This is a genomic window from Marinobacter sp. MIT932201 (assembly GCF_047123295.1).
Taxonomy (GTDB): domain Bacteria; phylum Pseudomonadota; class Gammaproteobacteria; order Pseudomonadales; family Oleiphilaceae; genus Marinobacter; species Marinobacter salsuginis.
Genome location: NZ_CP138917.1, coordinates 1,681,133 through 1,693,955, shown reverse-complemented (window position 1 = coordinate 1,693,955; position 12,823 = coordinate 1,681,133). Strand labels below are relative to the sequence as shown.

Here is a 12,823-nt window from a genome sequence, read left to right as displayed (position 1 = left end):
GTTCGGTGAAGGAGGGAGATTGTCATCTCAAGATGGGACGCCAGACTACCAGAAAGGCCCCATTGACTCAATCACATTCCCGCTCTACAACCAGCCGCCAACCGGCGGCATGGGCGCCTTCCGAGTATTGTTCAGAACACCATAAATCGCCAATGGCAACGAGTTCCGCTGCATCCCCGGAACCGGCGAAAACCAGTGGCAGCCGGGCCCTTTCCCAGGGTGGAACCGCAATCTCCTGCAGCCACTTCTTGAGCGAACGGGACGGACCATCCGGACGGAAACGTACCCGCTCACCGCCCTGCCTCGTATATATCCGTATTGGCGGCAACGGTCTTTCCGGGGTAACGGCCGGCTCCAGCTTCAGGAACCATTCGCCAAAGCTCAGCCCGGGACCCGGCTCCAGAGTAACGGGGACATCCGGCAGCTGCGAGTGATCCGGAACCAGGTAAAGATCGCCCTGAAAGCGGCGCAGACTGAAACCGTCGGACCGGAACTCCGGCTCTCGATCCTCTCTTGCAAAAATCAGGTCCTGCATAACCTGCTGCCAACTGCTGATTGTGGGCACAGGAAACCCCCGCTCCCGAACCCACCAGCGAATCAGGTTTTTCTGCTCCGCCAGAGTTAAGGTTTTCAGCCCCTCAACGGGCAGTCGGTCCTGCTCACCGCTGACAGCCTGCCACTGCAAGGCCGCCAGCTTTTGGTTCAGCGCTTCACTTTCGGCACAGGCGTCCGCCGTGTGGCGCAACCTGCGATTCAGCCCCGGCCAGCGCTCCCGCAAAGCTGGCAGCACCGTGTGGCGCAGGAAATTCCGGTCAAATCGTTGGTCGATGTTACTGGGGTCATCAACCCACGACAGACCAGCGGACCTGGCCCATCGCTCAAGCTCGGCCCGTTCAAACCCAAGCAGAGGCCGGACCAGTGTCGCCGGGCCGAGGGCACGACTGAACGGCATACCCGCCAGCCCGGCAACACCGCTGCCCCTCAGCATCCGGAACAGCACCGTTTCCGCCTGATCATCGCCATGGTGCGCCATCAGAACCAGATCCCTCCGCTGAACCATCGCTTCCAGGGCGGAATAGCGCGCTTTGCGGGCTGCCTCTTCGATGCCACCAGCCGAGTTCCCCCCACTCCCGACAGTGACCTTCTCAACCACAAGCGGGACACCCAGGCGCCCACAAAGATCGCGGCAGAATGATTCGGTCTCGGAGGCATTCGGCTGCAGCTGATGATTGATATGAACCGCTCGGACAGCCCTGGAATGACCATGGCAATGGACTGCCAGGTGTAACAGCAGGGTGGAATCGAGGCCGCCGCTCAGGGCAACCAACAGGCGGGCGTGATCGGGGAGTTCTCTGACCGGGGCGCACAGCGCCTCCGGCCAGGTGAATCCGGAACCGGGCTCAGCGCCCGGTGTCATAGCGGGTCAGCCGCTCATAGCGGCGGGATACCAGCTCATCCAGTGGCAGGCGACTGAGTTCAGCGACGCCTTTTGCCAGAACCTCCTTGAGGGATTCCGACATTTTTTCGGGGTTGCGGTGAGCACCGCCAAGGGGCTCGGTTACCACGTTATCCGCCAGCCCCAGATCTTTGAGCCGGTCAGCTGTTACACCCATGGCCTCCGCCGCCTGGGCAGCGTATTCGGCACTCTTCCAGAGGATTGAGGCACAGCCCTCTGGGGAAATCACCGCGTAGGTGGAGTACTGGAGCATATTCAGTTGATCACAGACACCGATGGCCAAGGCGCCACCGGAACCGCCCTCACCGATCACCGTGGAGATAATAGGTGTCTTGAGGCGAGACATGACCGCCAGATTGAAGGCAATGGCCTCACTCTGCCCGCGCTCTTCCGCACCAATGCCCGGATAAGCCCCTGGCGTATCGATGAAGGTGAGGATAGGCATCTTGAAACGCTCGGCCATTTCCATCAGGCGCAGGGCCTTGCGGTAGCCCTCCGGCCGGGGCATACCGAAGTTACGCTTGACCTTGTCGCGGACTTCCCGACCTTTTTGATGACCGATGACCATCACCGGTTTGTCATCAAGCCTGGCGGTACCGCCTACAATAGCCAGGTCGTCGGCGTAGCGACGATCACCGTGCAGCTCATCAAAATCCTCAAAGATGGATTCAATGTAGTCCAGGGTGTAGGGCCTGCGAGGGTGACGGGCCAGCCGCGCAACGTCCCAGGGCTTGAGATCTGAGAAAATGCTCTCGGTAAGGCTGACGCTCTTTTTCTTCAGCCGGGTGATCTCGTCTGTGATATTGATGTCGGTATCGTTACCAACCATCCGAAGCTCTTCAATCTTGGCTTCCAGGTCGGCGATTGGCTGTTCGAAATCCAGATAGTTAGGGTTCATGATGTTCCATCATTTTTTGCCAGGCGGGAACGTACTCCGCCAAACCAGAATTTGACACAAAGATAGCAGCGCCCGGTCATTGGCTAAAGCGGACATTGGTATGAGTCCGCTGTCTGACAAATTTTTAATTTTCAACTCATTCAATCATAGACCAGTTCTACCGACTGGTCGCCTACGAGGTACCGGAGCTCCAGCAGCAGGTTGTCATCCGGCTGCACACGCCAGGACTCACCGAGCTCGATCCGGGTCGACGCCTCGGGGCTGCTGTACTCGATCCAGACCGGGCTGCCCTCGCATCGGAACGGCCGCAGAGTACTGTCGAGCTTCTCCAGCAATCCGTTCTGCAACTGATCGGCGTGCAGGTTCAGTTTGAGGCCACGACTGAACTGCTGGCGTGCTGTAGCCACATCCATCACCGAGCTCACTCGCATTTTCATCTGCCCGGAATAATCGTCGTGACTGACCTGGCCTTCCACCACAATCACCTGGTCTGATTGCAACAGCTCACGGTTTTCGAAAAACGCCTCGGAAAACAACGTCGCCTCAATCCGGGCACTGCGGTCATCAAGGGTGATAAAACACATCGTGGAGCCGGTGCGCGTTTTCATGGTGCGCTGGGCAACCACCAGCCCCGCCACCCGCTGGGGTGACTTGTTCGGCTTCAGATCGGCAATGGAGGACCGGACAAACCGACGAACTTCTTTTTCATACTCGTCAAACGGATGACCGGTGAGGTACAGCCCCAGGGTATCCTTTTCGCCTTTCAGCCGCTGCTTCTCCGGCCATTCGCGTACCCCGGCCACGTCCTCGTAGGGATCGCCACCATCACCGGCTTCCAGCATTTCGCCAAACATATCCATCATGCCAACGGATTCGTTCCGGGATTGTTGGTCGGCCTGCTGCACGGCCTTGTCAATGCTTGCCATGAGCTGCGCGCGGCTCGCACCCAGCTTGTCCATGGCACCGGAGCGGATAAGCGCTTCCATGGCCCGCTTGTTGACCTTCTTGAGATCAACCCGCCGACAGAAATCAAAGATATCCTGGAACGGCTCGCCATCGCCGCGACCCTCAACAATGCTCTGGATCGGGCCCTCACCCAAGCCCTTGATCGCTCCGAGACCATACACAATCTGGCCGTCGTCATTAACGGTAAAGGTGTATTCCGAACGGCTGACATCCGGCACCAGAAGATCCAGCTTCATGTTCCGGCATTCTTCCACCAGCGTGACCACCTTATCGGTGTTCTGCATATCGGCAGTCAGTACCGCGGCCATGAACTCTGCCGGGTAATGGGCTTTCAGCCAGAGGGTCTGGTATGACACCAGGGCGTAAGCAGCCGAGTGGGATTTGTTGAAGCCGTAGCCGGCAAACTTTTCCACCAGATCGAAGATATTTTCGGCCAGGGTTTTGTTGATGCCATTCTTTTCGCAGCCATCCAGGAAGATCTGCTTCTGCTTGGCCATCTCCTCGGGCTTTTTCTTACCCATGGCCCGGCGCAGCATGTCCGCTCCACCCAGGGTATAGCCGGCCATGACCTGGGCGATCTGCATGACCTGCTCCTGATACAGGATGACGCCGTAGGTCGGTTCCAGTACGGGCTTCAGGCCCTCGTACTGGTAATCCGGGTGCGGAAACGACATGGGTTGGCGACCGTGCTTACGGTCGATAAAGTCATCCACCATGCCCGACTGCAGCGGTCCCGGCCGGAACAAGGCCACGAGGGCGATCATGTCTTCGAGAGAGTCTGGCTGGAGACGGCGAATCAGGTCTTTCATGCCCCGGGATTCCAGCTGGAACACCGCCGTGGTTTCAGCTTTCTTGAGCATGTCGAACGAGGGCACGTCATCCAGTGGAATCTCGTTGATGTCGAGAGGCTGCATGCCCTTCTTTTCCCGGCGCGGATTGATCATGTTCAGCGCCCACTTGATAATCGTGAGCGTCCGCAGGCCCAGGAAGTCGAACTTCACCAGTCCGGCATCTTCCACATCGCCCTTATCGAACTGGGTCACCAGGCTTCCGCCCTCATCATCACAGTACAGGGGCGAGAAATCGGTGATCTTGGTGGGCGCGATCACCACGCCACCTGCGTGCTTACCGGCGTTCCGGCACACGCCCTCGAGTTTCAAGGCCATTTCCCAGATTTCCTGGGCCTCCTCGTCGTTCTCGAGAAACTCGACCAGTTGTGGCTCCTGCTCCAGGGCCTTCTCCAGGGTCATGCCCGGCTCGAAGGGAATCATCTTGGAGAGCTTGTCCGCCAAACCGTAAGATTTACCCTGGACGCGGGCAACATCACGCACGACGGCCTTGGCGGCCATGGTGCCGAAGGTAATAATCTGCGACACCGCCTCTCGCCCGTATTTCTGGGCGGTGTACTCGATCACTCGGTCCCGACCTTCCATGCAGAAGTCAACGTCGAAGTCGGGCATGGATACCCGCTCAGGGTTCAGGAACCGCTCGAACAGCAGGTCGTATTCCAGGGGATCAAGGTCGGTGATCAACTGGGCGTAGGCCACCAGGGACCCGGCACCGGAGCCCCTGCCCGGTCCCACCGGCACGCCGTTGTTCTTGGCCCACTTGATGAAGTCCATCACGATCAGGAAGTAGCCTGGGAACCCCATCTGGATGATGATATCCAGCTCGAAGTTCAGGCGCTTGTAGTAGGCCTCGCGTTTGGCATCGTATTCCGGATCGTCTTTGCTCAGGGTCTTGGCCAGCCGCTCTTCCAGCCCCTCCTCGGAGACCTTCCGGAAATAGTCATCCATGGTCATGCCATCGGGAATCGGGTAATTGGGCAGGAAGTACTCGCCCATCCGAACCTTCACCGAGCAGCGCCGGGCAATCTCCACGGTGTTCTCGATCGCTTCCGGGATGTCGCTGAACAACTCGATCATCTCATCGGCGCTGCGCAGGTATTGCTGATCACTGAAACGGCGTTCACGGCGAGGGTCATCAAGGGTGCGGCTTTCACCGATACAGACCCGGGCCTCGTGAGCTTCGAAGTCTTCTGCCTGAAGGAAGTGGACATCGTTGGTGGCGACCACCGGAAGGCCGAGGGCACCGGCCAGCTCAACACTCAGATGCAGACAGTCTTCGTCACCGGGGCGACCGGTGCGCTGCAACTCGAGGTAGTAGCTATCGGGGTAAAGATTCATCCAGTAGTGGGCGCGCTCACGGGCCAGTTCCGGCTTGCCCGCCATCAGAGCCTTGCCCACATCGCCCAGCTTCGAGCCTGAGAGCGCAATCAGACCGTTCGCCCGTGCTTCAAGCCATTTGCGCTGAATGATCGGCTTGCCAAACCGCTGACCCTCGGTGTAACCCAGGGAAATGATTTCGGTGAGATTGAGATAGCCGTCGTTATCCCGCGCCAACAGTGTGAGCCGGAACGGATTCTCGGGCTCGTCCGGGTTTTCCAGCCACAGATCCGCGCCAATGATGGGTTTGACGCCCGCACCCATGGCCGCCTTGTAAAAGCGAACCAGCGAGCACATGTTGGATTGCTCGGTCAGACCAACGGCCGGCATGCCCAGCTCGGCAACGCGGCTGATCAGCGGTTTAACCCTGACCAGGCCATCCACCATGGAGTACTCGGAATGGACACGGAGGTGTACAAAAGTCTGCGACATAACGTCAGGTTATTCCTGCTGTAAAATTCAATTAGGACGACGGTCTCAGCCGCCGATCACCGCCCGGAGTTCTTCTTCAGTCTGGGGTCCGAAACGGGTTTCAACCAGATCGCCACCGGGGTTAACCAGGAATGTGGCCGGCAGCGCGACTGGCATTTTCCAACCGAACCCGGGCCCCGGATCGTCCGCCAGCATGGTGAATTCAATGCCCATGCGCTCGCCCAGTTCCACCAGTGCGTCGCCCTGCACCCCGTCAAAGTTGACGCCGAGTACTGTAATGTCGGGCGCCTTGTCCAGCTCATTGAGCTCTGGAATTTCCTCAAGGCATGGCTTGCACCATTCCGCCCAGTAATTAACCAGTACCCATTGCCCGCGCAAGTTGTCCCAGTTCAGCCTGGTTCCCTCGGCTCTCTCCAGTTCGATTTTCTCACACCCGGCCAGGGCCAGAACAAGCAGTCCGACACCGACCAGCTGAAGGCGGGAGCGACCACGAAGAGAATCAGGGTACTGCACTGGAAGACCTCCTGTTAGACTACCGACCACAGAAATCGTGGACTCCATTCAGACAACCAGGCACGAAGATGACAGAACCAACCCGGATTTTCCACAACCCACGCTGCTCGAAATCCCGCCAAACCCTTGAACTGCTTACTGAACGGGGAATTGAACCGGAGATTATACGCTACCTGGAAACACCACCGACAGAGCAGGAGCTAAAGGATATTCTCAGCGCCCTGAATCTGACGCCCCGCGAGCTGATGCGTAACAAGGAAAAAGAATATAAAGAACAGGGACTGAACAACCCTGAGCTGAGCGATGAGCAATTGATCGCGGCCATGATAGCGACCCCGAAACTGATTGAACGGCCGATCGTGATCGCCAACGGCAAAGTAGCCCTTGGTCGTCCGCCAGAAAACGTTCTCTCGATTCTTTAAGCCCCAATAACTTCTCCGAGTCAGATCAGAAGGATCGCTGACGATGCCCGACCAATTGCCGTATGTTCTTGTTCTTTTCTACAGCCGCACCGGCCAAACCGCAGAGCTGGCCAGCCAGATAGGACGTGGCGTGGCCCGAGTGGAAGGAATTGAAGCAAGGCTGAGGTCAGTACCGCCGGTTTCACCGGACACGGCAGCATCGCTGCCCGCTGTGCCGGACTCCGGGGCGCCCTATGCCAGCAAATCCGATCTCGCGAATTGTGTCGGCCTGGCCATCGGCAGCCCCACCCGCTTTGGTAACATGGCGGCGCCTTTGAAGCACTTCCTGGACACCACCGGCGACCTATGGCTGGGCGGCGCCCTCGAAGGCAAACCCGCCGGGGCATTCACGTCGACCGGCAGCCTTCATGGCGGACAGGAAACCACACTGATGACCATGATGATGCCACTTCTGCATCACGGCATGGTCGTCTGCGGCCTGCCCTACTCCGAGAAAAGCCTGGGGGACACACAAACCGGGGGCACTCCCTATGGCCCGAGCCATTGGGCCGGAACCGGTGAACAGCAGCCACTGAGCGCTGACGAGAAAGCATTGTGCCAGGCCTTTGGCGAGCGCCTTGCCCGATTCGCCCTGAAGCTTGCTGACTGATACACGCCCGGGTACCAGACGTAATCTGCTTAACACTTTTTTATTACGGAACACACTATGCTGAACAACCCGAAGGCCCGCGCCACCTTGCGTGCAACAGCCGCGCTCTACATCGGCGTGCTTGCCACCCTGCTGATCACAACTTTCTACCCGGCACCCGTCGAGGGCGTTTCAATACCGTTGATGCTGGCCGTGAAACTGCTTCCGCTTCTGCCCTTTGCGATTCCGGTATTTCGGGGCCACAATCGGGGCTATATCTGGATGTCGTTCGTGGTGATCTTTTACTTCACCCAGGCCGTCGTATCTGCCTGGCTGAGTGAAGGTGCTACGGGACCGGTCATTCTGACGGTACTGACCTTCCTGTTGTTCACTGTTGCCATGATTCACCTCAAAGTGAACCGGCCAGTGGCGAATGGAAATACACCCTGAATTCCTGGACCTGACACTTTATGGCTGAAACAAGCAACTCCGGAACCGTGCCGAGGCCACCCGCGCCGCCCAGAAGCACCCTGACCCTGAGAGATGTTTGCACCGCACTTGTCACCAGCGGGGAAATCAGCCAGGAAGACGCAGAACGGGTACTCTCGGCCAATCTTGGCGCGGCCACCGGCGATGGACAGAAGGGCAAGCGCCATCCACTGGAACTGGTGGCCATTGCCGCACTGACCAGCCAGAAAAGTGGTCACACACTTGATCTGGACCGGCTGACCCATTGGCTGGCAGATTGGGCCGGGCAACCTTACTACCACATTGATCCTTTGAAGATCGACACGCCTGCCATTGCCCGGGTGATGTCCTATGCCTTTGCCCAACGCCACGGCATTCTGGCGGTAGAGATCGGCGCAGAAGAGGTACTGATCGCCAGCACAGAGCCCTTCAAGAACGACTGGGTCCAAAACCTCCAACAGGCGGTTCGCAAGGATATCCGTCGAGTTGTTGCCAACCCCGAGGATATCCGCCGGTATACCGTGGAGTTCTATCAGCTTGCCAACTCCGTCAGCAAGGCCAGTGGCGGCCAGGGCCCCGGTGTGGCAGGAAACCAGAATTTCGAACAGTTACTGGACCTTGGCGCCAGCGAACACCCGGATGCCAATGACCAGCACGTGGTCAAGATCGTCGACTGGCTGCTGCAGTATGCCTTTGACCAGCGCGCCTCAGACATCCACATAGAGCCCCGCCGCACAGTCACGCAGGTGCGGTTCCGGATCGACGGCGTGCTCCACAACGTCTATGAATTCCCGGAACACGTGGGCGTGGCGGTTACCAGTCGGCTGAAGATTCTTGGTCGCCTGAACGTGGCCGAGAAACGCCGCCCCCAGGACGGTCGCATCAAGACCCGCAAGCCCGATAACCGCGAGGTCGAACTGCGCCTGGCCACCATGCCGACCGCCTTTGGCGAAAAGATGGTCATGCGGATCTTTGATCCGGACGTGCTCCTGAAGTCCTATGAGCAGCTGGGATTCGGCAAGGAAGATCGCCAGCGATGGCAGGAAATCACCTCCCGCCCCCACGGTATTGTTCTGGTGACCGGGCCAACCGGGTCTGGCAAGACCACAACCCTGTACTCGACCCTGAAACAGATTGCGTCATCCGAGCTCAACGTCTGCACCATCGAGGATCCCATCGAAATGGTGGAGCCGGCGTTCAACCAGATGCAGGTCCAGACCAACATCGACCTGACCTTCGCGGCGGGCGTGCGGGCCCTGCTGCGGCAGGATCCGGATATCATCATGATCGGCGAGATCCGCGATCTGGAAACGGCGGAAATGGCGGTTCAGGCTGCCCTCACCGGCCACCTGGTGCTCTCGACCCTACACACCAACGACGCGCCGAGCGCGATTACCCGGATGATGGAACTGGGTATCCCACCGTACCTGATTCGGGCCACGGTACTGGGTGTGATGGCGCAACGGCTTGCCCGAACCCTCTGCCCCCATTGCAAAGCGCCGGGCCCTGCCGACGAGCAGGCCTGGCAGACCCTGACCCGGCCCTGGAAAGCGCCGGTTCCCAAGCAGTTCTACCAGCCCGTGGGCTGCCTGGAGTGCCGGAACACCGGGTATCTTGGCCGGGCCGGAGTTTATGAAATCATGACGCTCTCAGGCTCTTTACTTCGACAGATCACCGATCGCTGCGAGCTGGAACAGCTCAGGCTGGATGCCTATAAGGAAGGCATGAAATCCCTGCGCCTGAGTGGCGCCCAGAAAGTGGCTGCAGGCCAGACAACGGTGGAGGAAATTCTGAGGGTGACGCCGGAAAGCCAGCGCTGAGCGGGGTCAGGCGCCGGGGCGCAACCCGCACTGGCCCAGCAATTCCTGCCAGGCTCTGGTATGCGCCATCATGGCTACATCCAGTTCCCGCCAGAGACTGGTCTGGGCTTCCTGCGAGAGATGGCGCTGGTACCACGCCGTAAAACTCTCCGGCATGACCTCTCTCTGGACTTTGGCCAGCCGCTCAAACGGCTCAATGAGCGCAGCCCGCCCCTGGTTCACGGCGCTCATGTAAGGCTGGATCTTTTCGATATACACACTGAAAAACATGTTCTGCACAATATCCGACTGGTTATTGGACTGACCGTTAAGACACAGGGGCCGACCGTTGATTCTCTGCCTGAGCAATTCCGTGCCATCCTGGAGCCGGGCGGTCAGAAGAAGTGCGCTGTTGATCAACTGGCCGGCGCGGAATTCCGCCTGCCAACGCTGATGAACGTCGCCGGCAAAATCGAGGGAAACCACCAGGTCCTCCGAGTACAGACGTGAAACAGCTGCATTCAGGCTGTCGATATCAAGAGCCAGATCAGACACCGGATTGCTCTCCGGCGCTACCGGGTAATAGCCCTTGGCCAGAGTGAACAGTTTCTCGATCTCTTCAACGCCCCAGGTGGCATTCCAGATGGCAATGGGCAGGGATTCCAGCTTGCTGTCGATGGCGCCGGTAAGCTCTTCGGCGAACTCTTCATCCTCTATGTCCGGCAGGCACTCCCTGGCTGTTTCAATAAACCGGATTTCATAGCGCAAACGGTTCAGGGGCTGCATCACCCGCCCCATCACCGAGGTTTTCTCCCCAACCACGTACTGGAGTTCACATCCGTAAAGCGAAAGAAAGTCGAGCATCCCCATTTCCAGCTCGGGCATGGGCAACACCCGATCGCGACGGCGGGGAAGCTGACTTGCGGAAGGGATATCAGAAAACCCAGGATCGGTTTCCAGCACTCGGGCGACCCGCTCCACATACTCATCCATCATGGGGCGGGCATCAGAGAATGGGTCGCAACCGGCAAGAAGCATGGCGAGAACCGGCGCAACGATTCTGCAAAAACCGGTTCCGGGCATCAAATCCTCCTGCTATGGCGTTTTAGGGGCGTTGGCCTAGCGCTTTTGCAGCAGGGTATCCACCTCCGCAAAATCACGCGCAACAAAACGTTCTGTCTCCGGCAGATCCCCCTCGCGAACAAGCCAGGCGGTTTGCATACCGGCTTCCTCGGCTGCCTCGAGTTCGGCCTCCACGTCTGAAAGGAACAGCACCGTGGACGCCTCAACGCCCAATTCAGACAAGATATTGCGGTATGAAGCGGCCTCTTTCTTGCCACCGATACGAGTATCGAAGTAACCAGAGAAGAATGGCGTAAAGTCGCCCTCCGTGGTGAAACCGAAAATCAGCTTCTGGGCCTTGACCGATCCTGAGGAATATACGAACAAACGCAGCCCCCGATCATGCCAGCGCTGCAGGTAATCGGCTGCATCGGCGTAGATATGGCCCTTCAGCTCTCCCTGCTGGTATCCCTGTTCCCAGACCATGCCCTGCAGCGCCTTCAGGGACGTTTCCTTGCGATCCTCTTTGATCCAGGTCTTTAGAACTTCAATCAGGCCATCAATATCCTCACGAGCAATACCTGACGCCTCCGCCACTGCGTCCAGCTGCTCGGACACCGCAGGCGTGTCCTGATGCCGATCGCGGACAAATCCCGGCAGGTGTTCGCTCGCGTAGGGGAAAAGGACATCGTGCACAAACGAGATCGAGCTGGTGGTCCCTTCGATGTCCGTCAGCACAACCCGGATCATTCCGCCGCTCCTGCCAGTGCCTCGTATCGGGGCAACCTGCTGGCGATGTCTTCACCGGTGAAATCGGCGACCCAGCCTTCCGGGTTGGTGAACAGGCGAATACAGGTAAACGCCGGTTCAGGCCCCATATCGAACCAGTGCCGCGTGCCATCTGGCACGCTGATCAGATCGTTTTTCTGGCACAGCACCGCAAACACCTCGTTGCCGAAATGCAGGTAAAACAGGCCCTGGCCACGGACAAAGAAACGGATTTCGTCTTCACTGTGGGTGTGCTCATCCAGGAACTTTTGCCGAAATGCATCTTTCTGCGGATTGTCCGGGTTCAGGCTGATCACATCCGCAGACTGAAAACCACACTCCTTTCTCAGTTTCGACACTTCCTCGCTGTAGGCTTCGAGGATGTCTTCCTGGGATGCATCAGCCGGCAGATCCTTGGTTGGCCACTGCTCGTAGCGCACACCGTGACGGGCAAGAAGTTCCCTTATTCTTTCCGGGTTCTCGGTGACTGTGTGTGCCTTTTCAGGCTGGCTCTGGTCAAAAATACTCAGGGTGGTCATGGGCGAACCCTCATGGTTTCAAGCTCACATTCAAACAGGAATTCAAAGGCCTCGACATGGCGCAGGCAGTCGGCCATGGTTTTACCCCAGGTATACAGGCCATGGCCGCGAATCAGATACCCGGGCTGCTCGGGGTGCTGCCGGAACCATTCCCGGGTCTGCTCCGCCAGCGCGTCGATATCCTGGGTGTTATCAAACACCGGAACGGCCAGTACTGATTCGTGGGTATCGACTCCCGTAAACGCCTTCTGAAGCTCATAGCCCTCCAGTGTCAGCGGATGGCCAGCTTCCAGCAAGCGGCTGAGAACCGTTGCCTTCACCGAGTGCGTGTGAAGGACCGCTCCAACCTCCGGAAACACCTCGTACAACACCGTATGCAAACGGGTCTCTGCCGAGGAGCGACAATCACTCTGCACCGGGCGACCCGCCAGGTCTACGACCATAACATCGCCGGCACCCAACTGCCCCTTGTGGCGGCCAGAAACGGTTATGGCAATGTGTTCGCCGTCTATGCGGGCGGAATAGTTGCTGCTGGTTGCCGGTGACCAGCCCTGTTGGTACAAAAAACGGCCGGCCTCAACAATTGCTTCTGCAGCGACTGCGTATCGGGTTACATCAAACACGAGCTCTCTCCCGGGATTCAGAGT

At 58.5% G+C, this 12,823-nt stretch carries 12 protein-coding genes; 4 read left to right on the top strand and 8 right to left on the bottom strand.

Annotation, left to right across the window (positions count from 1 at the left end; genetic code table 11):
• Positions 1-67: 67 nt before the first annotated feature.
• The 4 genes from tilS to SIC15_RS07670 all read right to left on the bottom strand — a co-directional run bounded on the left by tilS (position 68) and on the right by SIC15_RS07670 (position 6,490).
• Positions 68-1,417 (bottom strand): tRNA lysidine(34) synthetase TilS, encoded by a 1,350-nt coding sequence (gene tilS / locus SIC15_RS07685; RefSeq protein ID WP_412537383.1) that lies wholly within the window; start codon positions 1,415-1,417, stop codon positions 68-70.
• Positions 1,401-2,354, bottom strand: coding sequence for an acetyl-CoA carboxylase carboxyl transferase subunit alpha (gene accA / locus SIC15_RS07680; RefSeq protein WP_069184522.1), 954 nt, complete (start codon positions 2,352-2,354; stop codon positions 1,401-1,403). Before accA ends, tilS begins: the two co-directional genes overlap by 17 nt.
• A gap of 140 nt (positions 2,355-2,494) precedes the next feature.
• Entirely contained in the window at positions 2,495-5,977 is a 3,483-nt protein-coding gene (gene dnaE / locus SIC15_RS07675; protein WP_412537382.1) for a DNA polymerase III subunit alpha, read from the bottom strand.
• Positions 5,978-6,022: 45 nt separating this feature from the next.
• Complete coding sequence (locus SIC15_RS07670; RefSeq protein ID WP_412537381.1) at positions 6,023-6,490, bottom strand: TlpA family protein disulfide reductase; 468 nt, start codon at positions 6,488-6,490, stop codon at positions 6,023-6,025.
• Positions 6,491-6,558: 68 nt separating this feature from the next.
• Between SIC15_RS07670 and arsC the strand changes: the two genes are divergently transcribed.
• Genes arsC through SIC15_RS07650 form a run of 4 tightly spaced genes read left to right on the top strand, consistent with a single transcriptional unit; the run spans position 6,559 to position 9,828 of the window.
• The gene (gene arsC / locus SIC15_RS07665) at positions 6,559-6,912 is read left to right on the top strand and encodes an arsenate reductase (glutaredoxin) (RefSeq protein WP_412537380.1); all 354 of its coding nucleotides are present in this window, start codon (positions 6,559-6,561) and stop codon (positions 6,910-6,912) included.
• 43 nt (positions 6,913-6,955) lie between these two features.
• A complete protein-coding gene (gene wrbA, locus SIC15_RS07660; protein WP_412537379.1) occupies positions 6,956-7,561 on the top strand; it encodes an NAD(P)H:quinone oxidoreductase in 606 nt (201 codons plus the stop codon).
• A 57-nt stretch (positions 7,562-7,618) separates the two neighbouring features.
• Positions 7,619-7,990 carry a DUF2069 domain-containing protein gene (locus SIC15_RS07655; RefSeq protein WP_136629590.1) on the top strand — a complete coding sequence of 124 codons (372 nt, stop codon included), beginning with the start codon at positions 7,619-7,621 and terminating at the stop codon, positions 7,988-7,990.
• A 20-nt stretch (positions 7,991-8,010) separates the two neighbouring features.
• On the top strand, positions 8,011-9,828 hold the full coding sequence (locus SIC15_RS07650; RefSeq protein WP_412537378.1) for a GspE/PulE family protein: 1,818 nt from the start codon (positions 8,011-8,013) through the stop codon (positions 9,826-9,828).
• Between the two features lie 6 nt (positions 9,829-9,834).
• Here SIC15_RS07650 and SIC15_RS07645 read toward each other — a convergent pair whose 3' ends face one another.
• From SIC15_RS07645 to SIC15_RS07630, 4 genes are read right to left on the bottom strand one after another with little or no spacing between them, the layout of a single operon-like run.
• Entirely contained in the window at positions 9,835-10,890 is a 1,056-nt protein-coding gene (locus SIC15_RS07645; RefSeq protein ID WP_412537377.1) for a DUF3080 domain-containing protein, read from the bottom strand.
• A gap of 36 nt (positions 10,891-10,926) precedes the next feature.
• Positions 10,927-11,619, bottom strand: a complete 693-nt coding sequence (gene mtnC / locus SIC15_RS07640) for an acireductone synthase (RefSeq protein WP_069184514.1) — start codon at positions 11,617-11,619, stop codon at positions 10,927-10,929.
• Entirely contained in the window at positions 11,616-12,176 is a 561-nt protein-coding gene (locus tag SIC15_RS07635) for a 1,2-dihydroxy-3-keto-5-methylthiopentene dioxygenase (protein ID WP_136629587.1), read from the bottom strand. Before SIC15_RS07635 ends, mtnC begins: the two co-directional genes overlap by 4 nt.
• Positions 12,173-12,799, bottom strand: a complete 627-nt coding sequence (locus SIC15_RS07630; protein ID WP_412537376.1) for a methylthioribulose 1-phosphate dehydratase — start codon at positions 12,797-12,799, stop codon at positions 12,173-12,175. The genes SIC15_RS07635 and SIC15_RS07630 overlap by 4 nt, the downstream gene beginning before the upstream one ends.
• Positions 12,800-12,823: the final 24 nt, after the last annotated feature.

What these genes read in the sequence shown, in the direction of transcription:
- tilS (WP_412537383.1), bottom strand. Translation starts at nt 1,417, where the DNA reads ATGACACCGGGCGCTGAGCCCGGTTCCGGATTCACCTGGCCGGAGGCG.
- accA (WP_069184522.1), bottom strand. Translation starts at nt 2,354, where the DNA reads ATGAACCCTAACTATCTGGATTTCGAACAGCCAATCGCCGACCTGGAA.
- dnaE (WP_412537382.1), bottom strand. Translation starts at nt 5,977, where the DNA reads ATGTCGCAGACTTTTGTACACCTCCGTGTCCATTCCGAGTACTCCATG.
- arsC (WP_412537380.1), top strand. Translation starts at nt 6,559, where the DNA reads ATGACAGAACCAACCCGGATTTTCCACAACCCACGCTGCTCGAAATCC.
- wrbA (WP_412537379.1), top strand. Translation starts at nt 6,956, where the DNA reads ATGCCCGACCAATTGCCGTATGTTCTTGTTCTTTTCTACAGCCGCACC.
- SIC15_RS07655 (WP_136629590.1), top strand. Translation starts at nt 7,619, where the DNA reads ATGCTGAACAACCCGAAGGCCCGCGCCACCTTGCGTGCAACAGCCGCG.
- SIC15_RS07650 (WP_412537378.1), top strand. Translation starts at nt 8,011, where the DNA reads ATGGCTGAAACAAGCAACTCCGGAACCGTGCCGAGGCCACCCGCGCCG.
- SIC15_RS07645 (WP_412537377.1), bottom strand. Translation starts at nt 10,890, where the DNA reads ATGCCCGGAACCGGTTTTTGCAGAATCGTTGCGCCGGTTCTCGCCATG.
- mtnC (WP_069184514.1), bottom strand. Translation starts at nt 11,619, where the DNA reads ATGATCCGGGTTGTGCTGACGGACATCGAAGGGACCACCAGCTCGATC.
- SIC15_RS07635 (WP_136629587.1), bottom strand. Translation starts at nt 12,176, where the DNA reads ATGACCACCCTGAGTATTTTTGACCAGAGCCAGCCTGAAAAGGCACAC.